Here is a 24,263-nt window from a genome sequence, read left to right as displayed (position 1 = left end):
CTCCGATGTTAGTCAGCGCTTGAGCGTGACCGTCTTCGTCGCCGCGGCGCCCGACGTGGGCGCGACCGTGAGCTTCACGCGGACCTTCTTGGACCGCTTGAGCAGCGAGCGCGCCTTCGCGGACAGGTTCACCCGCACGGACTTGGACGCGCCCGCGGCGATCGAGTACTTCGCGCTGCCGATCGTGATGACCGCGCGCTTGCGGCCGACGCGGACCTTCGATGCGGTCTTGAGCGTCACCTTGCCCGTGCAGGTGGCGACGCCCTGCGGGCACGCGAGCTTCAACGAGACGCGCTTGCGGCTCTGCGCCTTCAGGCTCGACGACCGCACGGTGGCGGCCACGACCGCGAGCGGCCGGTCCACCGCCTCGCACAGCGAGCCCGGGTCCTGCGGGACCACGTCCAGCGCGTCGACGATCGCCGTGTCGGCGCCGGGGCCGCAGTTGAGCGCCTCGCGGATGCCGTCGCGCGCGTCGATCGTGTCGTTGCCCGCCACGGAGATGAACAGGCCGCTCGCCGAGCCCTCGCCCGAGAGCGAGTCCGTGCCCGGTCCGCCGACGATCACGTCGTCGTTGCCGCCGCCGTAGATGGTGTCGTCGCCGTCGCCGCCGTCGAGCTGGTCGTTGCCGTTGGCGCCGTCGATCGTGTCGTTGCCGCCGAGGCCCTTGACGGTGTCCGCCGACTCGCTACGCAGCTGGACGACGTTCGGCGCGTCGTTGCCGACGAAGTTGATCGACGGCGACGTCGAGGTCGCCGAGAGGTTCTCGAGGTCGCTCGCGTAGTTGTCGCCCTCGCCGGGGTAGCCGTCGTTGGGCTGGTCGTCGAAGGCGACCGTGATCGGCCCCATCGCGCCGGTCGGGTTGCCGGTCTGCAGCGTGTCGATGCCCGGGCCGCCGCGGACGACGTCACCCGGGCCGGGGTCGTTGTCGTCGGGCGAGAACTCGTCGTTGCCGGGGCCGCCGTCGAGCACGTCGGAGCTGCCGTCGCTGTCGAAGTCGTCGTCGCCGTCCTCGCCGAAGAAGCTGACGCTGTGGCCGACCGCGCGGTCGTTGATCGACTGCGCGAAGTCGTTGCCGTCGCCGAGGTAGACGAGGATCGTCGGGTTGGTGCCCGCCGACGTGCACGTGACCGCGACGCCGCCGGCGAAGTCCTCGCACCCCGAGCCCGGGCTGTACTGGATGTCGACGTGGTCGTCGAACGTCGGCACGAAGTCCGGCCCGGCGCTGGAGTTGCCCCAGTTGACGGTGAAGAAGTTCGCCTCGCCCGGACCCGCCCGGAAGGTGATCGTGGTGCCGGAGGCGGAGATGGTGCCCGCCTGGGCGGTAGCGGCGAAGACGGCCCACGCGGCCACGGTGAGGAGCAGGGTCCGGCAGAACGTCATGGCTCGGAGCATTGCATTCACACCGTCGGAATGGTCCGGTTCCGGGCGCGATCGAACGCGGCGAGCCGCTCGAGCGCGATCGAGACGAGCTCGCGCGTCGCCGGCGAGAGGGGCAGGTTGCGCTGCTTGGCGACGGCCAGCGTGTCGTACAGCGGCTCGGCGAACGGCGTCGTGTGCAGGTCCTCGGGCAGGTAGCCGGCATCCAGGGCCGCACGCGCCACGATCGTGTCCCCCACGCCCTGCGCCGCCAGCCGCAGCGCGCCCGCCAGGTACTCGACCTCGATGTGCGGCTCCAGCCGCCCGCCGTGCTGCTGGAGGCGCTCGTTGAGCTGGCGACGGGTCGGATCGGCGTTGCCGTAGTGGGCGTCGTACAGGACGAGCGGCTGCTCCAGCAGGCGGTCGGTCGTCATCGGCGTCGCCGCGCGGCCGGCGTCCGCCGTCGCGTAGAGCACCTCGTCGCGGATGACCGGCTCGATGTCCAGGCCCTCGTCGTCGACCGGCAGCACCACGAGCCCGGCTTCCAGCGCGCCGCCACGGATCGCCTCGGCCACCTCCGCCGAGTTCTGGCCGATCAGCCGCATGCCGACCAGCGGGTGGCGCGCGTGCATCTCGGCCGCCAGGTCGGTGAGCGCGTACAGCTCGGCGTTGCGCGGGAGCCCGAACGAGGCGACGCCGCCACGGAGCGTCCGGTGCGCGCGGACGGCGTCGGCGCCGTCTCGACAGGTCGCGAGCGCCTGCTCGGCGTACGGCCGCAGCGCATCGCCCGCCGCGGTCAGCGTCAGCCGGCGCTTGGTGCGCGCGAACAACGGCACCCCGAGCTCGGCCTCGAGCCGCCGGATCTGCTCGGCCACGGACGGCTGCTTGAGCAGCAGCTCGTCGGCCGCTCCGGCGAACGAGCCGTGCCGGGCGGTGGCCAGGAAGTACCGGAGCTGTTGGAGGGTCAAAGGCTCAGCCTTCGCTACGCAGTGGCAAAGCAGGATTGTGCCGAACGGCACGGACCGACAGGATCGTGCCTCATGATCACGAGGCGATTGCTCGACGACCCGGAGCTGCTGTTCCTCAAGCGGCCAGAGGTCGAGCGCGTAGGCGAGGACCCGGCGATCGCGACCCGCGTGAGCGAGATCCTGCTCGACATCGAGCGCGGCGGCGAGGACGCGCTGCGCCGGTACGCGCGCGAGCTCGACGGTTGGGACGGCGACTCGTTCGAGCTCACCCGGGGCGAGATCGAGAGCGCGGAGACACTCGTGCCGGAGGCGTTGCGCGAGCACCTGCAACGGTCCCGCGAACGCGTGGAGGCGTTCGCCCGCGCCCAGCGGACGACGCTGACCGACCTCGAGGTCGAGGTGGCGCCAGGGGTGATCGCCGGGCACCGGCTCATTCCCGTCGCGCACGTCGGCGCGTACCTCCCCGCCGGCCGGGTCCCGCTGCTCGCCTCGCCGTTCATGACCGTGCTGGTGCCCAAGGTCGCCGGGGTCGGGACCGTCGTCGCGTGCGCGCCGCCGCGGCGCGACGGCACCATCCACCCGTCGCTCGTCTACTCGACCGCGATCTGCGGGGCCGACCGCATCTTCGCCCTCGGCGGCGTGCAGGCGCTCGCGGCGATGGCGTTCGGGCTGGGCGGGATCGAGCCGGTCGACATGGTGGTCGGCGCGGGCAACGCCTACGTGGCCGAGGCCAAGCGCCAGCTCTACGGGCGCGTCGGCATCGACCTGCTGGCCGGCCCGTCGGAGGTCGCCGTGCTCGCCGACGAGACCGCCGACTCCGAGCTGGTGGCGGCGGACCTGCTCGGCCAGGCCGAGCACGGCCCCACCTCCCCCGTCGCGCTCGTCACCACGTCCGAGGAGCTGGGCCGCGCGGTACGGGCCGAGGTCGCCCGCCAGCTCGAGGAGCTCGCGACCGCCGAGGTGGCCGGCGCGGCCTGGCGCGACCACGGCGCGATCATCGTCGCTCCGGACCGCGAGCGCGCCGCGGCGGTGAGCGATCAGCTCGCTCCCGAGCATCTGGAGGTGCAGACGTCGGACGACGACTGGTACCACGCGCGTCTGCGCAACTACGGCTCGCTGTTCCTCGGCGAGCGGGCGACGGTGGCGTTCTCGGACAAGGGCGTGACGGGTACCAACCACGTGCTGCCGACCGGGCACGCGGCGCGATACACGGGCGGGCTGTCGGTCGCCCGCTTCCTCAAGCCGCTGACCTACCAGCGGATCGAGGACGAGACGGCGACGACGCCGATCGCGGAAGCCGTCGTCGCGATCTCGGCGACCGAAGGCCTGGCCGCGCACGGTGCGACGGCGGCGAAGCGGCTCGCGCGTGTGGGCGCGCGCTAACGGGAGGAGAGGGATATGACGAGGTGGACGATCACGGCAGTGCTCGCGGCGACGGCACTGGCCGTCGGAGCCTGCGGCGACGACGAGGGTGGCAGCGGCAGCGGGAGCGCAGGCGGTGACGAAGGCGGCGGCAAGACGCTCACCATCTACTCGTCGCTGCCGCTCCAGGGCGCCGCGCGCACGCAGTCCCTGGCGGCGGTCAACGGCGCCAAGCTCGCGCTCGAGCAGTCGGGCGGCAAGGCGGGTGCCTACAAGATCAAGTACGAGTCGCTCGACGACTCGACCGCGCAGCAGGGCGGCTGGGAACCGGGCGTGACCTCCGCCAACGCGCTCAAGGCCGCGGGCGACGACTCCACGATCGGCTACATCGGGGAGTTCAACTCGGGTGCGACCGCGGTCTCGCTGCCGATCCTCAACGAGGCCGGCATCGCGCAGGTCAGCCCGGGCAACACGGCGGTCGGCATCACCACGAACGACCCCGGCTCCGAGCCCGGCGAGCCGGACAAGTACTACCCGAGCGGCGTGCGCACCTACGCCCGCGTCCTGCCCAAAGACACCTACCAGGGCGCCGCGCTCGTCGCGCTCGCCAAGGAGGAAGGCTGCACGTCGGCCTTCGTGCTCAACGACAAGGAGGTCTACGGCGCCGGCCTGGCCAAGAACGTCGAGCTCTCGGCGCAGAAGCAGGGCCTCGACATCAAGGGCAACGAGGGCATCGACAAGAACGCGGCCAACTACCGCTCGGTCGCCTCGAACATCAAGTCCTCCGGCGCCCAGTGCTTCATCTACAGCGGGATCACGGCCAACAACGCCGTCCAGATCTTCAAGGACGTCGCCGCCGCGCTGCCCGACGCACCGCTGCTCGGCCCCGAGGGCGTCGGCGAGAGCGGCTTCTTCGATCCCAAGGAGGGCGGCCTGCCCGCCGACGTCGCGTCACGCGTGCGGATCACCATCCCCGGCGTGGCGCCCGAGGAGTACCCGCCGGCCGGCAAGGAGTTCCTCGCCGCCTACACGGCCAAGTTCGGCGAGAAGAATCCGGACCGGTACGCCGTCTACGGCTACGAGTCGATGATGCTGCTGCTCGACGCGATCCGGCGTGCCGGACCTGACGGCGCCGACCGCCAGGCCGTCGCCCAGCGGCTGCTCACGACCAAGGACCGCGAGGGCGTGTTCGGCACGTACTCGATCGACAAGAACGGCGACATCACCCTCACGCCGTACGGCGTCTACAAGATCGCCGACGGCGCGATGGTGTTCGACCACACGGTGGAGGCGCCGAGCAGCTAGGCCGTGACCGTGCGCGGGTTGACCAGCGGGGTGAGGTGCTGCTCGAGCGCCGGACGCAGCCGTTCGTGCTGCTTCGGGAGCCGCAGCGCCTCGCCCAGGTGGTCGGGGTCCTCGTCGACGGCGAAGCCGGGCGACGTGGTCGCGATCTCGAACAGCACGCCCTGCGGCTGCTGGAAGTAGATCGCGTCGAAGTAGTCGCGGTCGATCACGGGCGTGACCTGCATGCCCGCCTGAGCCACGCGCCGCTGCCAGGCGACGTGGTCCTCGTCGCGCGAGTGCCAGGCGATGTGGTGGACCGTGCCGGCCCCCTGGTACCCGTACTCGGTCGCGGGGTCGTAGGCCCAGCGGAAGCCGGCCAGGTCGTACTCGCCCGGCCCGGTCTCGGAGAAGCCGAGCGTCTCCGTGAGCAGCGCGCGGTCGGCGTCCAGCTCCTGGGCGCGGTAGGCGCGCGCGCCGACGACGCCGCGGATCGCGTGCTCGGCCGGCACCTCGGGGTGCACGGCGCCCGCGCGGTCGACGCCGCTCACGACGAGGCGGAAGCGCAAGCCGTCGTAGTCGGCGAAGGTCAGGCCGTCGTCGGTGCGCTCGGTCGCGTAGCCCTTGGCCTCCAGGCGGTCAGCCCAGAAGTCCAGCGAGGCCGCGGACGGCACGCCCAGCTCGATCGTGTGGATCATGCCGGCGCCCGCGCGGCCCGGCTGCGCGCCGGCGAACTCGAACCACGTGAGGATCGTGCCGGGCGCGCCGGTCTCGTCCCCGAAGTACAGGTGGTAGGCCTCGGGCGCGTCGAAGTTCACCGTCTTCTTGACGAGCCGCAGGCCGAGCACGTCGGCGTAGAAGGCGACGTTCTGCGTCGCGTCGCCGGTGATCATCGTGATGTGGTGCATGCCGTCGAGCTGCATCAGTGGCTCCGTTCCAGACGGTCCCAGACGGCGGCGAGCGCCTCCTGGTCGTCTTCGGTCAAGCGGTCGAGGAAGAAGCGGCGCACGCCTTCCAGGTGCGTGCGGCGGGCGGCGCGGGACTCGTCCAGGCCCGCGTCGGTGAGTTGGGCGTAGGCGCCCCGGCCGTCGGTCTCCACGCCGCAGCGGCTGACGAATCCGAGGTGCTCGAGCCGGTCCACCAAGCGGGTGAGGCCGCTGCGCGAGAGCAGCACGCGGTCGGCGATCTCGGACATGCGCAGCCGGTGGCCGGGCGCGTCCGCGAGGAACATCAGCACCTCGTAGGACGAGACCGGCAGCCCATGCTCGCTGCGCATCTGCGCGTCCAGCGCGCGCGTCACGCGAGCATGGGCCTCGAGCATCCCGCGCCAGGCGGCGAGCTCGGTGGCGCTCAGGCGATCGGCGGCCATCGCGGTCACGCGGCGACCAGCTCCCGGGCGTCGTGCAGCTCGGCCAGCGCGGCGGCCAGGCGCTCGTGCGCGTCCGGGTCGGCGAGCCCGCCGTGGTCCGCGAACGCGTCGTCCGCGAGACCGACTCCGAGCTCGGTGTCGAGCACCCTCGCGCCGGTCGTGGCGAGCACCTTGCGGGTCTCCGCCTGGGCCCACACGGCGCCGAACAGGCCGGTGCTGGCACCGATGACCAGCGCCGGCTTGTTGCGCAGCGGGTTCGTCTCGTACGGCCGGCTGGCCCAGTCGAGCGCGTTCTTGAGCCCGCCCGGGATCGAGTGGTTGTACTCCGGCGTGGCGATGAGGACCGCGTCGGCCGCGGCGATCGCGTCCAGCAGATCGGCAACCGCGGCCGGCTGCTCGGCCTCGAGGTCCTCGTCGAAGATCGGCAGCGCGGTCAGACCCTCCCACTCGACCAGCTCCACCCCGGCCGGCAGCGCGTCGGCCGCCGCCCGGAGCAGCTTCGTGTTGTGCGAGTCCCGGCGTGCGCTGCCGGAGATCCCCAGGATCCGCATGGTCTTAGGCCTCCGCGACGAGCGAGAGCTCGACGATCAGGGTGACTTCGTTGGCGAGCGCCTTGCCGCCGGAGGGCAGCGGGGCGTTCCAGTTCATCTCGTACTGCGTGCGGTCGATCTGCGCCTCGAGGTTGAGGTGCCCGCGGGTGTTGCCGAAGGCGTCGGCGGCCGGGGCGACGTAGGTGCCGGTGGCGACGACGGGCTGCGTGATGCCCTTGATCGTCAGCTGGCCGTCGACCTTCGCGGTGCCGTCGTCGGCGAGCTGGATGTCCTCGGAGACGAACGTCACCTGCGGGTGGTTCTCCGCGTCGAAGAACTCGGCGCTCAGCACGTGCTGGCGGAACGGGGCCGGCGACTTGATCGAGATCGACTCGACCTGCGCGGTGCCCTCGAGCTTGCCGTCGACGAGCTTGGCGTCGACCTCGGCCAGCGTGCCCTTGAAGACGGAGACGCCCTGGTAGCGGACCGCGAAGCCGAAGCTGGAGTGGACGGGATCGACGGTGTAGGTGCCGGTGAAGGGGGTCGTGGCGGTGCTCATGGAGTTCCTTCCAAGTTGTTGTGAGAGCAACTATAGCCAATGTGTTTGCAAGTGCAACTACATCTGTGCCGTAGGTCTCACAACGACCTCGTTGACGTCCACCTCGCGCGGCTGCTCGACCGCGAACGCGATCGCGCGGGCGATCGCCGCGGGCGGGATCGCCATGCGGTCGCGCGCCGCTCGGATCTGCTCGCGCACCTCCGGGTTGCTCACGTGGCCGGGCGAGTCGGTGTGCACGAACCCCGGCGAGACGATCGTCACGCGCAGGTCCGGCCCGGCCTCCTGGCGCAGCCCCTCGTAGACCATGCGCACCGCGGCCTTCGTGCCCGAGTACACCGCCTGGCTCGGCACGACCTTGTAGGCGGCCGTCGACGCGGTGGCGACGAAGTGCCCCGACCCCTGCGCCCGGAACACCGGGAGCGCCGCCGCGATCCCGAACAGCACGCCTTTGAGGTTCACGTCGACCATCTGCTCCCACGCGTCGACGTCGAGGTCGTCGAGCGGGCTGATCGGCATCACGCCGGCGTTGCTCACGAGCACGTCGAGCCGTCCGAAGCGCTCCTGCGCGAGCCCGACGAGCCGCGCGAGGTCCTCGCGGCGCGTCACGTCGATCGCAGCGTACGCCCCGCCGAGCTCCTCGGCCAGCGCGCGCAGCCGGTCCTCGCGCCGGGCGCCGAGCACGACCTTCGCTCCGCGCGCCGCGAGCTCGCGCGCCGTCGCCTCGCCGATCCCGCTGCTGGCGCCCGTGAGCGCGACTACCTTGTTCTTGATGTCAGTCACAGACATCAACGTAGCGCGTCCGACGTCAGTGGCTGTCATCATGTGGTCATCGCCCGCTGGGAACCCAACGCCCGCCGCCGGCTGCAGGACGCCGCGCTCGACCTGTTCGCCGAGCGCGGCTATGAGCAGACGACCACGGCCGAGATCGCCGCGGCCGCCGGCCTGACCGAGCGCACCTTCTTCCGCCACTTCGCCGACAAGCGCGAGGTGCTGTTCGCCGGCGAGGCGGCGATGCAGGCCGCCCTGGTGGCCGGCGTGCGCGACGCGGACCGCGACCCGTTGGCGCACGGGCTCGACGCCGTCGCCGCCGAGCTCGAGCCGCGCCGCGAGGAGCTCCGGCGGCGCGCCGGGCTGATCGCCTCCCACCCCGCCCTGCGCGAGCGCGAGCTGATCAAGCAGGCCGACACGGCGCAGGCGCTGGCGGCGGCCCTGCGCGACCGCGGGGTCGCCGCGCGCGAGGCGGAGCTGTCGGCCCCGGTCGCCATCGCGCTGTTGAGCGTGGCGTACGACCGCTGGCTGGCCGCCGAGGCCGGCACCCTCCGCGAGCAGCTCGCGGAGGCGCGGGCTCAGCTGGCGGGCGCGATCCGGATGTTCCCGGCGAACACGTCGGTCGGGTCGTAGTCGCGCTTGATCGCGCGCAGCCGCTGCCAGTCCTCGGGCGCGAAGTAGCGGCTGCCGTCGCTGGGCTCCTCGACGAAGTTCGGGTAGTCGCCGGCCCGGTACGGCTGCAGCGCGGCGTCGAACGCGTCGAGCGACCGCCGGACCGCGCGTCCGGAGTCCTCGTCCATCACGACGCCGAGCGCCATCGCGCAGATCTCACCCGGGAGCGTGGCGCGCACGCCCGCGTCCGCCGTCGCGCGGTGCAGCGCGCCGCCCATGTGGCGGAACTGCATCAGCGACAGGTCCGAGCGCTGAAGCAGCGCTTCGATCGGGAGCGCGTCCACCAGGTGGTGCGTGAGGTGGAACGGGAGCGGGTCGAGCGGGTCCATGGCGAGGTCGGCGAGGACGATCGGCGGGACGTTCGCGAACGTGTCGCGGATCGGGCCGAGCTCGCGCAGCGGCCGCAGGAGCTCCCAGCCGTCGCCCTCGGCGCCCAGGAAGGCGCCCTGGACGATCGCGAACGAGCGGCCGCGGGCGAACGCGGGCACGTCCGGGATCGGCGGGAAGTGGCCGAGGGTGACCCACGTCATCAGCGCGTCCGGCAGGTGCGGGAGCATCCGGGTCCAGGCGTGGAGGACGTCCGCCGCGCGCTCGTACGGGAAGAACAGCGCGCCCGCGTACAGCTCGTCGACCGGATGGACGGCGAACTCGAGCGCGGTCACGACGCCGAAGTTCCCGCCTCCGCCGCGCAGCGCCCAGAACAGGTCGGCGTGGTGGGCGTGGTCGCAGCGCACCAGCGCGCCGTCGGCGGTCACGAGCTCGATCGCCGTCACCGCGTTCGCCTGCATGCCGTATCGGCGCGACAACCAGCCGATCCCGCCCCCGAGCGAGTACCCGGTCACGCCGACGTCGGGCGAGGAGCCGTGCAGCGCCGCCAAGCCGTAGGCGTTGAGGCGGCCGACGACACGCTCCCACCTGACCCCCGCCCCCACCCGCACGCGCAGCGCGCCCGGGTCCACGTGCACGTCCTGGAGGCCCTGCACGTTCAGCAGCAGCGTGTCCGAGAGGTCGCCGAGCGCGCCCTGGTTGTGCGCCGTGGATTGCGGGGCGACGCGCCAGCCGGCCGCGCGGGCGTAACGCACCGCGGCGGCGACGTCGCGCGCGGTGACCGGCAGGGTGATCGCGGCGGGGTGCTGGTCGAGCGTCAGGTTGAACGCCGAGCGCGCCTCGTCCCACCCGGGGTCACCCGGGTAGACGAAGCCGGCGGAGAGCGAGGGGAGCGTGGCCGAGAGCATGAGCGGGGATGGTGCGGTTCCCGCCCGCGTGCGTCGATCCCATAAGTGCGGGGACTTGGCGCACGCTTCCCCCCGCGTTTCAGGGGGTGTGCGGGCAACCCCCGCGGGCTGTCGAGCTACCCGCCTATCGCGGCGGTGGCGCAGGCGCGTAACGTCGCGCTATGACAGCGTTCCCCTTCGCGCGAGCGGCGCGACGGATCGACGCCCTCGCCGCCGAGCAGCTTCCAGCCCAGCAGCTCCTCGAGGGTGTCGCGACGGTGCTGCGAGCCGCGATGCCGGTCGACGCCCTCGTGCTGGCCGCCACCGACCCGGACACGATGCTCGGGCTCGGCGCGGGCATCGCGCAGGGCATGCCGCACACCGTGTGCGCGCCGTTCTGGGAGTACGAGTTCGAGGTGCCGGACTTCAACAAGTTCGCGGACCTCGCCCGCGCGCCGCGGCCGGTCTCCGACCTGCACGCCGCGACCGGCGGCCGCCCCGAGCGCAGCGCCCGCTGGCGGCACCTGCGCACGCTGATGGACTCCGACGCCGAGCTGCGCGCGACGTTCAACGCGGGCGGGCGCGGGTGGGGCATCCTGCACATGAACCGGGCGGGTGGGACGTCGGGCTTCGACACGGCCGAGCAGGAGCTCGTGGCGACGATCGCCCCGGTCGTCGGGCGGGCGCTGCGCGCCTCGCTCGTCACCCACCCGGGGCGGGACGCCGGAGGCCGCGGGCCGGGCATGGCGATCGTCGCGGCCGACCACCGGATCGTGAGTGCCACGCCCGAGGCCCTCGCCTGGTTCGAGGACGTCGAGTCCACGTACCGCCTGCCGGACCCGGTGCTGGGCGTGGACGTGCCCTGCGAGGTGATGATCGCGGCCGCGGAGGCGCGTGCCCGCGGCACCGCCACGCGCACGCGGGTGCGGACCGACAGCGGCGTCTGGCTGCTCGTGCACGCGTCCTGCCTGCACGACGGCGACGCCGCGGCGGTCGTGATCGAGCCGGCCAAGGCGAGCGAGGTCGCGCCGCTGATCGTCGACGCCTACGAGCTCACCCCGCGCGAGGTCGACGTCACGCGCGCGCTCGCGCGCGGGCTGGCCACGACCGAGATCGCCCGCGAGCTGCACCTGTCCCGCTACACCGTGCAGGACCACCTGAAGTCCGTCTACGAGAAGGCCGGCGTCTCCAGCCGCGGCGAGCTCGTGGCCAAGATGTTCGCCGACCACTACTACGACGGGCTGTCGGCGGCGATGCACGCCGCGGCGGCCTAGCCCTCCTGCGCGATGGGACGCACGAAGATCTCGTTGATGTCCACGTGAGGCGGCTGTGACACGGCGTACAGCACGGCGCGCGCGATGTCGTCGGGCTCCAGGCGGTCCTGCGACGGGTTGTCGAAGAACGGCGTCTCGACGCCTCCGGGCGAGATCAACGTCGTGCGCACGCCGGTGCCGTTGAGGTCCTGGCGGATGGACTCCGACATCCCGGTCACCGCCCACTTCGTGCTCGAGTACAGGCTGCCGGGCAGCGCCTTGCGCCCGGCGACCGAGCCCGTGAGCAGCACGTGGCCCTTGCTCGCCTTCAGCTCCGGGATCGCCGCCCGAACGGTGTAGGCCGCGCCGAGCACGTTGGTGAGCACCATGTCGCGCCAGTGCTCGGGCGTCTCGTTGAGCCAGCCGCGGGCGGCGCCGAAGCCGGCGTTGGCGAAGACCACGTCGACGCTGCCGAACGTGTCCTTGGCGGCGCCGATCAGCGCCTCGTTGTCCTCCCAGCGGGTGACGTCGGTGGGGACCGCGAGCGCGTTGCCCTCCCCCAGCTCCCCGACGAGCGCGTCGAGCTTGTCCTGCGAGCGCGCGCCGAGCACGACGCGGTAGCCGGCCTCGACGGCCCGGCGGGCGGTGGCCGCGCCGATGCCGGAGCTGGCGCCGGTGATCACGAAGACACGAGTGTCGGACATGCCTGGTTGATAGCGGGTCATCCGCCGCGGGTGAGGCGCGCCCGTCCGCCGCGCTGCGATCGTCGCCCGCATGTGCCGCTGGAACGCCTACTTCGGGCAGCCGCTCGCGATCGAGGAGCTGCTGTTCCGCACGAAGCACAGCCTGATCGACCAGAGCCTGCACGCCCGCCAGGGCGTGGAGGCGACCAACGGGGACGGGTTCGGCCTCGGCTGGTACCCCGAGCACGGCGACGGCGTCCCGCGCCGCTACCGCAGCGTCAACCCGATGTGGAACGACCCCAACCTGCGCGACCTCGCGGCCGAGATCCGCTCACCGCTGTTCCTCGCCCACATCCGCGCGACCACCGGCACGCCCGTCCAGCAGACCAACTCGCATCCCTTCAAGCACGGCCGGTGGCTGTTCGTCCACAACGGGCTGATCGAGGACTTCCACGTGATCCGGCGCGAGCTGCTGCTGGCCGTCGAGCCGTCCCTGTTCGACGGCATCCACGGGTCCACGGACTCCGAGACGCTCTTCTACCTGGCGCTGACGTTCGGCCTGGAGGACGACCCGCTCGGCGGCGTCGAGCGGGCCGTCGGGTTCGTGGAAGCGGTCGGCCGGGCGCACGGCGTGGAGCATCCGATCCAGATGACGCTCGGGCTGAGCGACGGCGAGCGGCTGTACGCCGTCCGCTATTCGAGCGAGGGCCGGTCGCGCACGTTGTACGAGTCGGTCGACGGCGCGACCGTCCGCGCGTTGTATCCCGACAACGCGCGGCTGTCGCACCTGAGCGACGAGGACCGGGTCGTGGTCTCCGAGCCGCTCAACGAGGAGCTGCCCGGCGTCTGGGTCGAGGTGCCGGAGGCGACCGCGCTGATCATCCAGCGCGGCGTGGACGAGCAGCTGCCGTTCACCCCGGCGGTGCCCGCGGCGGTCTAGTCCTCCATGCCGAGGCCGCGGCGGCCGGTCGCGTTGAGCTGCTCGGGCTGGAAGCGGTCCGGCCACGTGCGCTCGTAGTGCTCCTCGGGGAAGTCGCTCGGGCTCTCGCCGGCTTCGAACGCGGCGCGGACCTTCTCGGCGTAGCGCTCGTTGCGCGGGCACCACGGCGCGGCCGGGATGTACATCACGTTGCCCCAACCTTGCTGGTCGGTGACCGGCGCGACGGCGTGGATCATGTCGCAGTGCCACCAGACGGAGTCGCCGGCCTGCACGTCCGGGATGCCGACGAGCGCGCGCATCAGCAGCGGATGCCACTTCTCGATCGCCGGGAAGACCTGGTTGACGGTCGTGCCGCACATGTCGTCGTCGGCGACGTCGTCCAGCAGCGGGCGCAGCATCAGGTACGCCATCGCCTCGGGGATCGGGACGGTGTGCAGGACGCCCTGGTCGTGCGCCATGTCGCTGAGCGCGGTCCAGCCCTGGAAGGTGCGGAAGACGCTGCACATCGTCGTGCCCGGGTACTGCGGGCCGGACGTGCGGTAGGACGCGTCCCACGGGTCGTACTGCTCGATCGAGCCGTCGAACAGGTGGCGGAAGGCCTGCTGGTAGGCCTCGGTCATCCACAGGTCGAGCGTGCCCGGATCGAGGTGTGCGCCGAGACCGCCGGAGCTCGCTCCGGGCGGGCGGCGGCGGATGCGGTCCGGGTACAGCGAGTCGCGGTCCGGGTCGAACCACCGCGTGCCCTCGGACTCGTACGTCCACAGGTGGTTGAGGAACGACTGCACGCTGGCCATCCGGTCGCTCTGGCGCGCCTCCATCTGGGCGGGTGACCAGTAGACCGGGAAGATCTCGGGCTTCGAGCCGACGCTGCCGAAGAAGTCGTCCCCCGGGCCCTTGTAGTCCTCGAAGAAGTGGTTGCGCTCGACGTAGTCGACGATGTCCTGGTCCCAGCGGAGCGCCTGCTCACGCGGGAAGTGGCCGCGGATGACCACGCACCCGCGCTTCTTCAAGTTGGCGAGCTGCTCCGGCGTGACCCGGCCGGCCTCGATGTCGGCGTACTCGACGACCGGCCAGACGTTCTCGCCGCGGGCCTTGGCCGCCTCGATCTCCTCGACGCGCTCGGTCAGCTGGGTCGTGATCACGTCCCAGATCTCCTCCACCGTGCGCCCCGACGCCTCGATGCGCGCGCGGATCGCGGCCTTGATCTCGCGGGTCGCGGCCTTCAGGTCCTCGGGTGTGGTCTCCCAGTGCGGAAGCTCGGTGGTGGTCGCCATCGGTGCGTCTCTCCTCTAGGCAGGACTGCTTACTAGAACTGCAAGATACCGTGCTCGCTCGCTTTGGGCAAGAGTCCTTCCTAAAGTTCGCGTCGTGGCCCCGACCAAGCCCACGCTCGACCTGCTCCGCTCGTTGTCGGACGAGCACGTCCTGCGCGCGCTGATGGGTGCGCGGCGCGCGACCCGGGCGGAGCTCGCCGCGCTGACGGGCCTGTCGAAGCCGACGGTCTCCGAGAGCGTGCGCCGCCTGGGCGAGAGCGGCGCGGTCGTCGACACGGGTGAGCGCACCACGGGCCGCGGCCGCGTCGGGACCTACTACGCGCTCGCGCCGACCAGCGGCCGCGCGCTCGTCGTGTCGCTGGCACCCGACGGGCTCGTCGCCGAGGCCGTCGACGCGTACGGCGACGTCGTCGCGCGGGCGGTCTCCCCCGTCCCGGCCGCGGGCCGCGTGGCGAGCGCGCTGCGAGACGTGGCGGCCAAGGTGGCGGGGGCGGCCGGGCGGTTCCGGCTTGCGGTCGTGAGCGCGGCCGACCCGGTCGACCGTGCCTCCGGTCGGCTGGTCGAGCTGCCCGACCTGCCGTTCCTGCTCGGCGCGCTGGACGCCCCGGCGGTGCTCGCGGATCTCGTCGCCGGCCCGGTCACGGTCGACAACGACGTCAACTGGGCGGCGCGCGCCGAGGACGGTGGGCGCGACTTCGCCTACCTCTACCTCGGCGAGGGCCTCGGCCTGGCGGTCGTGAGCGACGAAGCGGTCCGCCGCGGCCACGCCGGCCTGGCCGGCGAGATCGCGCACGTGCTCACCACCGGCCCGGACGGCTCGGCGACACGCCTGACCGACGTCTTCGCGGCCCTCGGCCTGCGCCGGCCCGGCTCGACGGCGATCGACGTCCCGAAGCTGCTCGACGCGACCGAGACGCACCCGGCGCTGGCGCGAGCGCTGGCCGGTGTGCTGTCGGCGGTCGTCGCGCTCGTCGACCCTGCGGTCGTGCTCGTCGGCGGCCCGTGGGGACCGGCGATTGCCCCGGCGCTGCACGAGATGGTCGCGGCCGAGCCGCGGGCCGTTCCGGTCGAGGCGGCGGCCGTGACGGTCGAGCCGGCGTTGACGGCAGCCCGGGCGGCGGCGTTGGACGCGCTGCGCGATGCGCTCGTGGCGGCTGCGGCGGCGTAGGGCGTGGAGCTCCGCGCCGGACGCGCTCGGGTGCGCTGCCGCGTCTGGGCGAGGCCAACCCGCGCCCGCGGCGTCCGGCACGCGAACGTCGCGAAACCGACCGCATAGGTACAAAACTCGACGTTCGCGCGGCGAACCCGCCCCCGGGGACGCCGCGCCGTCGAGCGCGTGCCCCGCCGCCGCGAACCTCACCATCGCGGGCGCGAAGCTCCCCTTCGTGGGGGACGGGACGTCCAGGAGTGACGTACCGCACACGCTCCAGACGACCAAGCACCCGACGTTCTCGTCGACGTGACGGGGACGGGGACGGGAAGTGGCAGCCGACGAGGGGACGCCGTGAGCACCGCCGCCGCCTCGCGCGAACCCGCGCCGAACCGCGTCACGAGGTCGCTTCCGACCAGATAGCACGGTGATCGAGGCCGCCGGCGATCGGTGTGACCACCTCCAGGCCGACCAGCCGACGGATCACCTGCAGAGCGCTCACCACCGGCAGGAAGCCTACGGATCGGTAAGGCGATGAACGGTCAATCATGGGACGTTTCCGCCTTCAGGGCGAAGGTGCTTGTGCCGATGTCCAGAGCGATGTCTCGGTCGAGCACTCCAGAAGCGCGCGTCGCTGCCCTCGCGGCCGCAGTCAGCGCGGGGGCGGCCGCGATCTCGCTGTCGCGGTCCCGCAAGGCCACGTCCGATGTGCCCGCCGCGCCCGCCGCCGGCGACTCCGCGCTGGTCGGCCTGATCGAGCGGGTCGCGGAGGCGACGGACCGCGCCACGCGCGTCGACGACGTGCTGCGCGCCTGCGTGGACCAGCTGTGCCGCTGGACGGGCTGGCCCGTCGGGCACGTCTACGTCGCCGACCCGCACCGCCGCGAACGCCTGCTGTCCTCCTCGCTCTGGTACCTCGGTGACGTCACGCGCTACGCCGGCTTCCGCACGGAGACCGAGCGGATGCCGATGGTCCGGGGCGTGGGTCTGCCCGGCCGCGTGCTCGAGAGCGGCCGCGCCGAGTGGATCGTCGACCTCAGCTGCGACGCCAACTTCCCCCGCAACGCGGTCGCCGCCGAGGCGGGCCTGCGCGGCGCGTTCTCCTTCCCGATCTCCAGCGCGGGGGAGATCGTCGCGGTGATCGAGTGCTTCTCGACGCGCACCGTGGCGCCGGACGACCGCCTGCTCGAGGTCGCCTCGCACATCGGCCGCCAGGTCGGGCGCCGGATCGCCGGGATGCGCAGCGCGAAGGCGCTGCGCGCGTCCGAGGACCGCTTCACCTCCTTCCGCGAGTCCACCAGCGACGCGATCATCACCGCCGACAGCTCCGGCCTGATCGTCTCCTGGAACTCCGCCGCCGAGCGCATGTTCGGCACCGACCGCCGGGAGATGGTCGGCAAGCCGCTGTCCGTCCTGATGCCCGAGCGCTTCCGCGCGGCCCACGACGCCGGCCTGCGCCGCGTCTCCGCCAACCGCGCCGACGCGCGGATCATGGGCCGCACCGTCGAGGTCGTGGGCATGCGCGCCGACGGCAGCGAGTTCCCGATCGAGCTGTCGCTGTCCTGCTGGGACGAGGACGAGGGCCGCTTCTTCGGCGGCATCATCCGCGACATCTCCGACCGCGTCCGGGCCGAGGAGCAGGCCCGCGTGCTGGAGACCGCGCCGGACCCGATCGTCGAGGTCGACGCCTCCGGCAACATCGTGCTCGCCAACGCGCGCACCGAGCAGCTGTTCGGCTACGGCCGCAGCGAGCTGGTCGGCCGCCCCGTGCAGGAGCTGTTCGCCGCGAGCTCGCGCGAGCTGCCGCTGGCGCCGGGCGTCGAGCTGACCGGCCGCCGCAAGGACGGGCACGAGTTCCCGCTCGAGGTCACCTTCGGCGCCGTCACCGACGACGAGGACGCCGTCGCCACGTGCATCCTGCGCGACGTCACCGAGCGCCGCCGCTTCGAGGCGCAGCTCCGCCACCAGGCCGACCACGACCACATCACGCGGCTGTTCAACCGCCGCCGCTTCGAGGAGGAGCTCGCCGCCTACGCCCAGCGGCGCGACCAGCACGGCGCGATGCTCCTGCTCGACCTCGACCGCTTCAAGTACATCAACGACGTCCACGGCCACACCGCCGGCGACGCGATGGTCCGCACGATCGCCGGCGCGTTGCACACCGTCCTCGGCGACGACGCCGTCGTGGCGCGCCTGGGTGGCGACGAGTTCGCGATCCTGCTCGACGGCGCCGACCGTGACGCCGCCGAGCGCACCGCGGTCGCCGTGGTCAGCGCCGTCCGCGAGCAGCGGATCACGCTCGGGACGATCGCCGTCTCGATCACCGCGTCCGTCGGCGTCGTCCCGTTCCGGACCAACGACACCGCGCCGGAGAGCGTCCTCGCCGCCGCCGACCTCGCAATGTACGCCGCCAAGGAGGCGGGCGGCGACGGGTACCACGTCACCGACCGCAACGACGACCGCGTCGCCGGCATGCAGGCCCGCCTCGACTGGGCCGACCAGGTCCGTCGCGCGCTCGACGAGGACCGGTTCGTCCTGTACTGGCAGCCGATCGTCGAGCTCGCCAGCGGCCACGCCACCCACTACGAGCTGCTGCTGCGCATGGTGTCCAGCGACGGCAAGATCATCCCGCCGGGCGCGTTCATCGAGCCCGCCGAGCACTTCGGGCTGATCGGGGAACTGGACCGCTGGGTCGTCAAGAACGCCATCCACGCGCTCGCCGACGGCCGCGTCGCGGACGGGCTGCGGATCGAGGTCAACCTCTCGGGCCGCTCGATCGGCGACCCGGAGCTGCCCGAGCTGATCGAGCGCGAGATCGCGCTCACCGGGATCGACCCGGCCCGGCTCGTGTTCGAGATCACCGAGACCGCCGCGATCACCAACATGCGCGACGCGCAGACGTTCGCGGAGCGCCTCAAGCAGCTCGGCTGCCGCTTCGCGCTCGACGACTTCGGCGCCGGCTTCGCCTCCTTCTACTACCTCAAGCACCTGCCGCTCGACTACCTGAAGATCGACGGCGACTTCGTCAAGGGCCTCACGACCAGCGACACCGACCAGGTCGTCGTGAAGGCGATGGTGGACATCGCGCGCGGGCTCGGGCTGAAGACGATCGCCGAGTTCGTGGAGGACGCGGAGACCGTCGCCCGGCTGCGCGAGCACGGCGTCGACCACGCGCAGGGCTACCACTACGGCCGGCCGGAGCCGATGCCGCGCGCCGCCGCCTCGGCGCCGCCCAGCTTGACCGTCTCTTGACGCGCCATTGACCGGACCGCGAGGTCCGCTGACGATGCACTCGGCATGCCCGAGCTCCCGTCCGCGTTGGTCGTCGACGACGACCCGGTCTCCCTCATGCTGCTGTCCGCCTGGGCCACCGGTGCGGGCCTGAAGCCGGCCACGGCCACCGACGGCCTCCAGGCCCACCGGATCCTGCTGTCCGGCCTCAAGCCGGCGGTGATCGTCACCGACATCGAGATGCCCAAGCTCGACGGCCACGCGCTGATCAAGCGCGTGCGTGAGAACGTCGCGCTCAGCACGATCCCGGTGATCGTCGTCTCCAGCCAGCCGCCCGAGGACGAGCACGAGGCCGACCACTGGTTCGGCAAGGGCGACTCCGCGCGGGTGACGAGCGTCCTCCGCGCGGTCGCCGCCGCGGCCGGCTAGGACGCCGGCTCGCCCTTGCCCTCGAGCTCGTCCAGCAGGACGGCGCGCGGGAACTCCGGGGCGGGCGTGGGCGGAGCGGTGAGCGTCAGCTGGAGCTGCGCCTCGGCGCCGGTGCCCAGGCCGGCGCGGCTCATCGTGCGGGCGATCATGGCCGAAGCGATCGGGGTCGCGAACGACGTCCCGTCCCAGGTCGCCCAGCCGTCGAACGCGATCGTCGGGTCCAGCGGGCTGGGGCTGGTGCCGAGCGCGAGCAGCGTCTTCGCGCGCGTGAACGTCGACTGCAGCTGGGAGCCGCGGGCGGTGGCGTCGACCCAGCGGCCGGAGTTGGAGTACGGGGCGCGCGCCCACTTGCCCTCGCCGCCCTCCACCGCGCCGACGCCGAGGACCGGGCCGAACGCGGCCGGCCAGAACGGGCGGCTGGAGCCGTGGTTGCCCGCGGCCGCGACGACGGCGCGCTTGCCGCCGAGCTGGCGCATGGCGTTGAGGATCGCCAGCGGCGGCTGGTCGCGGTCGGTGTAGCCGCCGAGCGACAGGTTGATCACGTCGGTGTCCGCCGGCAGCAGGGCCATCGCCGCGGCGACGCCGAAGTCGTCGCCGACGCCGTGCGAGTCCAGCACCTTGGCGGCGTAGATCTCCGCGGCGGGCGCGACCTGGCGGATCAGGCCGGCGATGAACGTGCCGTGACCGGCCTCGGCGTCGCCGTAGCCGTCGCCGTTCGCGTCCCACGTGTCCGCGCTGCCGGGGGCGCGGACGACGTCGCGCAGCCACTCGTGGTCGAACAGGCCGGTGTCGAGGACGGCGATCTTCGCGCCGGTGCCGTCGGCCACCTGGGAGGTGCGCTGCGGGAGCGCGGCCGGAAGCGCCGCGGGCCGGACGGTCGAACCCGGGCCGCCCTGGATGCGCGGCTCGCCCTGGAAGTTGATCGCGCTGGACTCGCCGACGAAGACGTGGTTGGGCGCGACCTGCACGGGGCCCTCGGGCCGGTTGGCCGTGGCCTTGCGGACGCGGGCGAGCGCGTCGAGCACCTCGCGCGCGGGGTCCTTGGTCTTCGGCGTGGTGGTGAGGAGCGTGAGGCCGAAGGGGCGCTGCTCGCGCGGCTTGTACTCGGTGAGGACGCGCTGGGCGTCGGCCGCGTCGCCGGGGCCGACGAGGATCTGGCCCGGCCGCAGCAGGAAGGTGTTCTCGGGGTCGTGGTTGACGGCGACCGCCTTGCGGTCCCACTGTCGCGGAAGGTCAGCGGCGGCGGCCGCGCCGGCGCTCATGCCGAGCGCCGCGAGCACCGCCGTCAATGCGAGCACGATGCGTCGCACGATCTGCTTGCCCACTGGGTCCTCCTGTTGCCGCATGGTCACGGCCGGGAGCGTCCCGTGGGCGCCTTGGGGTCCGGTTGGCCGTTCCTTGGGGCGTGTGGGGCGCCTCGTCGGAGGGCTCCGGGACACGATGACCGGCCGTGCGCAGGCGGCGCGGCGGGGCCATCCGGGTGGGCAGCGAGAGCATGACCCGGATACTGACCCCCAGGGAGCCCCCTTACATCAGGGAGCACCCCCAATCATTACCCCGAGGTTTGCGTCAGGGTGCGTGGACGACGAGCACAGGGGTGTCGGCGTTGTGCACCAGCCCGGACGACACCGAGCCGAGCAGCGCCGACCGCGCGCCACCGATCCCGCGGGCGCCGGTGACGATCAGGGAGGCGCCGCGATCGGTCGCGAGCGCGCGCACCGTGCGCCACACCCCCCGGTCCGCCTCGACGGCCTCGCCCGTGGCGTCGAGCCCGGCCGCCTGCGCCCGCCGCACACCCGCGGCGGTCGTCTCGTCGGCTTCGTCGGCCAGCGCCTGGTCGAGGGCCGAGACGACCTCTCCCACCTCGCCGCGCGCGATCGCCGACACCGCGCGGCTGCGCCGGTACTGGGACTCCCACACGTGGACGATGGTGGCTTCCCGGCCGGGCAGCAGCCGGCCGGCGGTGTCGATCGCGCGGTCGGCGGCCGCAGAGCCGTCGTAGGCGATCAGGATTCGGCCGTCGGGCCGGTACCCGGGGGCGGCGAAAGCCGGAGCCCCCTGGGCGAGGGGTTCCATCGATGCGAGCCCGCCGGGCGAGACATCGACGTCGTCCGGGACGACGATCAACGGCAGGTCCGCGTGGTGGAGCAGGCTGATCGAGGTCGAGCCGAGGACCGCGCGGGCGAGCTCGCCGCGTCCGCGGGCGCCGCACACGAGCGCCTCGGCACCGACCCGGCGCGCGGCCGCGAGCAGGACCTCCCACGGGGGCGCGTGCGGCCGCGTGACGACCGGCTCGGCCTCCAGGCCGCCCGCCTGCGCCTGGGCGACACCCTCGGCCGCGATCTCGCCCGCCGCTTCGACGAGCTCGGCCTCCAGCTGCGTCTCGACGCGCTCGAGGCTGCCGGACGGGAAGTTCACCAACCAGCGGGAGGGATCGCGGACCGCCGGCGGCAGCGGGGCGGGCACGGTGACGATCGTCGTGGGAGTCGCGGGGAAGAGCGCGCCCGTGACGCGGACCGCGTTGGCCGCGCTGGGCGACCCGTCGTAGGCGATGGCGAGCTGGACGGCCATGCCTTCAACCTACAAGGGGGTCACGCCCGCATGCCGCGCAGCACCAGCTCGGCCAGCCGCCGCGCGCCCGACGGATCGAGCGCGCCCGCCTCGCGCGTGGACTTGAAGACGAGCCGCAGGTCCTCGTGCGAGGCGTCCTCGCGCAGCACCGGCCGCGCCCGCTCGACCAGGGCGCGCAGCGCGTCCGTCGCCGCCGCACGCGCCGCCGCCACGTCCGCCCGGCGGGCCGCCGCGTCGTCCCACGCCGACTGCGACAGGAAGTCCGTCGCGCCCTCCTCCGCGGTGACGAACGTCGCGCGCTCGAGCGCGCCCCAGGCGTCGTCCTCCTCGAGCGCCGCGGTGAACCGCTCCACCAGCCGCTGCGCACGAGCGATCACGAGCGCCGCGACGACGTCCTCCTTCGCGCCGACCTGGCGGTAGATGCTGCCCACGCCGGCGCCGACCGCGGCAGCCAGGACGGGCATCGCGACGTCGAGGCCGTCACGGGCGAACAGGGCGTCGGCGGCGGCGAGCGTGCGCGCCACCTTCTCGTCGCTGCTCAACTCGGCCCACGCCGGAATGGTCATTCCGCTACCTTACCGAGCATGCCCGCGCTTCGATCCCGAACCGTCACCCACGGCCGCAACATGGCCGGTGCCCGCGCGCTCCTCCGTGCCGCGGGCGTCGAGAAGGACGACCTCGGACGCAAGCCGATCATCGCGGTAGCCAACAGCTACACGCAGTTCGTGCCCGGGCACACGCACCTCAAGCCGGTCGGCGAGATCGTGGCCGAGGCGATCATCGAGGCGGGCGGCATCCCGCGCGAGTTCAACACGATCGCCGTCGACGACGGGATCGCGATGGGCCACGGCGGCATGCTCTACTCGCTGCCGTCGCGCGACCTGATCGCCGACAGCGTCGAGTACATGGTCAACGCGCACTGCGCCGACGCGCTGATCTGCATCTCCAACTGCGACAAGATCACGCCGGGGATGCTCAACGCGGCGCTGCGCCTGAACCTCCCGACGGTGTTCGTGTCCGGCGGCCCGATGGAGGGCGGCACGGCCGTCCTCGTCGACGGCACGGTGCGCACGCGCGTGAACCTCATCACCGCGATCGCGGACGCGGTCGCCGACCAGGTCAGCGACGAGGACATCGCGATCATCGAGGAGTCCGCCTGCCCGACCTGCGGGTCGTGCTCGGGGATGTTCACCGCCAACTCGATGAACTGCCTGACGGAGGCGCTGGGCCTCGCGCTGCCCGGCAACGGCTCCGTGCTGGCCACGCACACCGCCCGCGCCGACCTCTACCGCGCCGCCGGCCGCGCGGTCGTCGACATCACCCACCGCTACTACGACGGCGACGACGCCTCCGTGCTCCCGCGCAACGTCGCCACGCGCGAAGCGTTCGAGAACGCCATGACGCTCGACGTCGCCATGGGTGGCTCGACCAACACCGTGCTGCACCTGCTCGCGGCGGCCCAGGAGGCCGAGCTCGAGTTCACGATGCAGGACATCGACGAGATCTCCCGCCGCGTGCCGTGCCTGAGCAAGCTCGCGCCGAACGGGACGTACCTGATGGAGGACTGCCACCGCGCCGGCGGCATCCCGGCCATCCTCGGCGAGCTGCACCGCGCGGGGCTGCTGCACACCGACGTCCACACGGTCCACTCGACGTTCGAGCGCTGGCTGGCCGAGTGGGACATCCGCGGCGGGACGGCGACCGCCGAGGCGATCGAGCTGTTCCACGCCGCGCCGGGCTGCAAGCGCAGCGCGCAGGCGTTCTCGCAGTCCGAGCGCTGGGAGTCGCTGGACACCGACGCCGCGAACGGGTGCATCCGCGACGTCGAGCACGCGCACTCCAAGGACGGTGGGCTCGCGATCCTCTACGGCAACATCGCGCTCGACGGCTGCGTCGTGAAGACCGCCGGCGTCGACGAGTCGATCCTGACGTTCTCCGGCCCCGCGCGGGTCGTCGAGTCCCAGGACGCGGCGGTCGAGCTGATCCTCCGCGGCGGCGTGCGCGAGGGCGACGTGATCGTCATCCGCTACGAGGGGCCGAAGGGCGGACCGGGCATGCAGGAGATGCTCTACCCGACGTCCTACCTGAAGGGCCGCGGGCTCGGCAAGGCCTGCGCGCTGATCACCGACGGCCGGTTCAGCGGCGGGACGAGCGGGCTCTCGATCGGGCACGTCTCCCCCGAGGCGGCGGCCGGCGGCGCGATCGCCCTCGTCGAGGAGGGCGACCGGATCGACATCGACATCCCGAACCGCACGATCTCGCTCGCGGTGACCGACGCCGAGCTCGACGCGCGCCGCGAAGCGCTGGAGGCGGGGACCGGCTACTCGCCGGTCGGCCGCGACCGCGTGGTGTCCCCCGCCCTGCGGGCGTACGCGGCCATGGCGACGTCCGCCGACCGCGGCGCCATCCGCGACGTGTCGCTGATCGAGGAGCGCGCGGCCGCGGTCTCGAGGTAGGGCGCGAGCAGGCGCCCCGGGACCTTGGCCGGGGCGCCGCCGAGGACGATCGGCTCCTCGCCCGTGAGCAGGATCGCTTCCAGGCGGGGCGTGAACGGCGCCGCGGTGAGCGGTGCGGCGATGTGCGCCGCGGCGGCGTCGGCCTGCTGGCAGGCGATGCCGCCGTGCTTGAGCGGGAAGTCGGTGGCGTCGCCGAG

At 72.8% G+C, this 24,263-nt stretch carries 22 protein-coding genes; 9 read left to right on the top strand and 13 right to left on the bottom strand.

Features of this window, described 5'->3' with window-relative positions; genetic code table 11:
- Positions 1-12: 12 nt before the first annotated feature.
- Both C8N24_RS35450 and C8N24_RS25435 read right to left on the bottom strand, forming a co-directional pair.
- Entirely contained in the window at positions 13-1,380 is a 1,368-nt protein-coding gene (locus C8N24_RS35450) for a hypothetical protein (RefSeq protein WP_121255419.1), read from the bottom strand.
- Between the two features lie 17 nt (positions 1,381-1,397).
- Complete coding sequence (locus C8N24_RS25435; RefSeq protein ID WP_211340146.1) at positions 1,398-2,324, bottom strand: LysR family transcriptional regulator; 927 nt, start codon at positions 2,322-2,324, stop codon at positions 1,398-1,400.
- Between the two features lie 72 nt (positions 2,325-2,396).
- On the opposite strand from C8N24_RS25435, the gene hisD reads away from it, so the two are divergent.
- The gene (gene hisD, locus C8N24_RS25430) at positions 2,397-3,707 is read left to right on the top strand and encodes a histidinol dehydrogenase (protein ID WP_121255417.1); all 1,311 of its coding nucleotides are present in this window, start codon (positions 2,397-2,399) and stop codon (positions 3,705-3,707) included.
- A 15-nt stretch (positions 3,708-3,722) separates the two neighbouring features.
- Complete coding sequence (locus C8N24_RS25425; protein WP_121255415.1) at positions 3,723-4,991, top strand: branched-chain amino acid ABC transporter substrate-binding protein; 1,269 nt, start codon at positions 3,723-3,725, stop codon at positions 4,989-4,991.
- On the opposite strand, the gene C8N24_RS25420 is transcribed toward C8N24_RS25425, so the two are convergent.
- Genes C8N24_RS25420 through C8N24_RS25400 form a run of 5 tightly spaced genes read right to left on the bottom strand, consistent with a single transcriptional unit; the run spans position 4,988 to position 8,205 of the window.
- Positions 4,988-5,890: a VOC family protein gene (locus C8N24_RS25420; RefSeq protein WP_121255413.1), complete on the bottom strand. Its 903-nt coding sequence runs from the start codon at positions 5,888-5,890 to the stop codon at positions 4,988-4,990. The two genes, C8N24_RS25425 and C8N24_RS25420, sit on opposite strands and share 4 nt — an antisense overlap.
- Positions 5,890-6,336 (bottom strand): MarR family winged helix-turn-helix transcriptional regulator, encoded by a 447-nt coding sequence (locus C8N24_RS25415; RefSeq protein ID WP_121258000.1) that lies wholly within the window; start codon positions 6,334-6,336, stop codon positions 5,890-5,892. The genes C8N24_RS25420 and C8N24_RS25415 overlap by 1 nt, the downstream gene beginning before the upstream one ends.
- A 5-nt stretch (positions 6,337-6,341) precedes the next feature.
- Positions 6,342-6,887 (bottom strand): NADPH-dependent FMN reductase, encoded by a 546-nt coding sequence (locus tag C8N24_RS25410; protein ID WP_121255411.1) that lies wholly within the window; start codon positions 6,885-6,887, stop codon positions 6,342-6,344.
- 4 nt (positions 6,888-6,891) lie between these two features.
- Positions 6,892-7,425 (bottom strand): YceI family protein, encoded by a 534-nt coding sequence (locus tag C8N24_RS25405; protein WP_121255409.1) that lies wholly within the window; start codon positions 7,423-7,425, stop codon positions 6,892-6,894.
- A 57-nt stretch (positions 7,426-7,482) separates the two neighbouring features.
- Entirely contained in the window at positions 7,483-8,205 is a 723-nt protein-coding gene (locus C8N24_RS25400) for an SDR family oxidoreductase (RefSeq protein ID WP_121255407.1), read from the bottom strand.
- A gap of 42 nt (positions 8,206-8,247) precedes the next feature.
- Here C8N24_RS25400 and C8N24_RS25395 point away from each other — a divergent pair, with 42 nt between their 5' ends.
- A complete protein-coding gene (locus tag C8N24_RS25395) occupies positions 8,248-8,826 on the top strand; it encodes a TetR family transcriptional regulator (RefSeq protein WP_211340145.1) in 579 nt (192 codons plus the stop codon).
- Here the strand turns inward: C8N24_RS25395 and C8N24_RS25390 are convergent.
- Positions 8,772-10,100, bottom strand: a complete 1,329-nt coding sequence (locus tag C8N24_RS25390; protein ID WP_121255405.1) for an FAD-binding oxidoreductase — start codon at positions 10,098-10,100, stop codon at positions 8,772-8,774. The genes C8N24_RS25395 and C8N24_RS25390 overlap by 55 nt on opposite strands.
- Before the next feature lie 161 nt (positions 10,101-10,261).
- On the opposite strand from C8N24_RS25390, the gene C8N24_RS25385 reads away from it, so the two are divergent.
- Positions 10,262-11,353, top strand: a complete 1,092-nt coding sequence (locus C8N24_RS25385) for a helix-turn-helix transcriptional regulator (protein ID WP_121255402.1) — start codon at positions 10,262-10,264, stop codon at positions 11,351-11,353.
- On the opposite strand, the gene C8N24_RS25380 is transcribed toward C8N24_RS25385, so the two are convergent.
- Positions 11,350-12,036, bottom strand: coding sequence for an SDR family oxidoreductase (locus C8N24_RS25380; RefSeq protein WP_121255400.1), 687 nt, complete (start codon positions 12,034-12,036; stop codon positions 11,350-11,352). The genes C8N24_RS25385 and C8N24_RS25380 overlap by 4 nt on opposite strands.
- Positions 12,037-12,106: 70 nt before the next feature.
- Here C8N24_RS25380 and C8N24_RS25375 point away from each other — a divergent pair, with 70 nt between their 5' ends.
- Positions 12,107-12,955, top strand: coding sequence for a class II glutamine amidotransferase (locus C8N24_RS25375; protein WP_121255398.1), 849 nt, complete (start codon positions 12,107-12,109; stop codon positions 12,953-12,955).
- Here C8N24_RS25375 and C8N24_RS25370 read toward each other — a convergent pair.
- Positions 12,952-14,229, bottom strand: a complete 1,278-nt coding sequence (locus tag C8N24_RS25370) for a DUF1479 domain-containing protein (RefSeq protein ID WP_121255396.1) — start codon at positions 14,227-14,229, stop codon at positions 12,952-12,954. The two genes, C8N24_RS25375 and C8N24_RS25370, sit on opposite strands and share 4 nt — an antisense overlap.
- A gap of 94 nt (positions 14,230-14,323) precedes the next feature.
- Between C8N24_RS25370 and C8N24_RS25365 the strand changes: the two genes are divergently transcribed.
- The 3 genes from C8N24_RS25365 to C8N24_RS25355 all read left to right on the top strand — a co-directional run bounded on the left by C8N24_RS25365 (position 14,324) and on the right by C8N24_RS25355 (position 19,039).
- Entirely contained in the window at positions 14,324-15,397 is a 1,074-nt protein-coding gene (locus C8N24_RS25365; protein ID WP_121255394.1) for an ROK family transcriptional regulator, read from the top strand.
- A 690-nt stretch (positions 15,398-16,087) separates the two neighbouring features.
- On the top strand, positions 16,088-18,631 hold the full coding sequence (locus C8N24_RS25360; protein WP_170179405.1) for a bifunctional diguanylate cyclase/phosphodiesterase: 2,544 nt from the start codon (positions 16,088-16,090) through the stop codon (positions 18,629-18,631).
- 45 nt (positions 18,632-18,676) lie between these two features.
- A complete protein-coding gene (locus C8N24_RS25355; protein WP_121255390.1) occupies positions 18,677-19,039 on the top strand; it encodes a response regulator in 363 nt (120 codons plus the stop codon).
- Here C8N24_RS25355 and C8N24_RS25350 read toward each other — a convergent pair.
- From C8N24_RS25350 to C8N24_RS25340, 3 genes are all read right to left on the bottom strand, one after another.
- Positions 19,036-20,385 carry a S8 family peptidase gene (locus tag C8N24_RS25350; protein WP_245972040.1) on the bottom strand — a complete coding sequence of 450 codons (1,350 nt, stop codon included), beginning with the start codon at positions 20,383-20,385 and terminating at the stop codon, positions 19,036-19,038. The genes C8N24_RS25355 and C8N24_RS25350 overlap by 4 nt on opposite strands.
- Positions 20,386-20,608: 223 nt before the next feature.
- Positions 20,609-21,610, bottom strand: coding sequence for a universal stress protein (locus tag C8N24_RS25345; protein WP_121255386.1), 1,002 nt, complete (start codon positions 21,608-21,610; stop codon positions 20,609-20,611).
- Positions 21,611-21,630: 20 nt separating this feature from the next.
- On the bottom strand, positions 21,631-22,176 hold the full coding sequence (locus tag C8N24_RS25340; protein WP_121255384.1) for a TetR/AcrR family transcriptional regulator: 546 nt from the start codon (positions 22,174-22,176) through the stop codon (positions 21,631-21,633).
- 18 nt (positions 22,177-22,194) lie between these two features.
- On the opposite strand from C8N24_RS25340, the gene ilvD reads away from it, so the two are divergent.
- Positions 22,195-24,066, top strand: a complete 1,872-nt coding sequence (ilvD, locus tag C8N24_RS25335; RefSeq protein WP_121255382.1) for a dihydroxy-acid dehydratase — start codon at positions 22,195-22,197, stop codon at positions 24,064-24,066.
- Positions 24,067-24,263: the final 197 nt, after the last annotated feature.

Source organism: Solirubrobacter pauli (assembly GCF_003633755.1).
Classification (GTDB): domain Bacteria; phylum Actinomycetota; class Thermoleophilia; order Solirubrobacterales; family Solirubrobacteraceae; genus Solirubrobacter; species Solirubrobacter pauli.
This window is presented reverse-complemented; position numbering and strand designations above follow the sequence as displayed.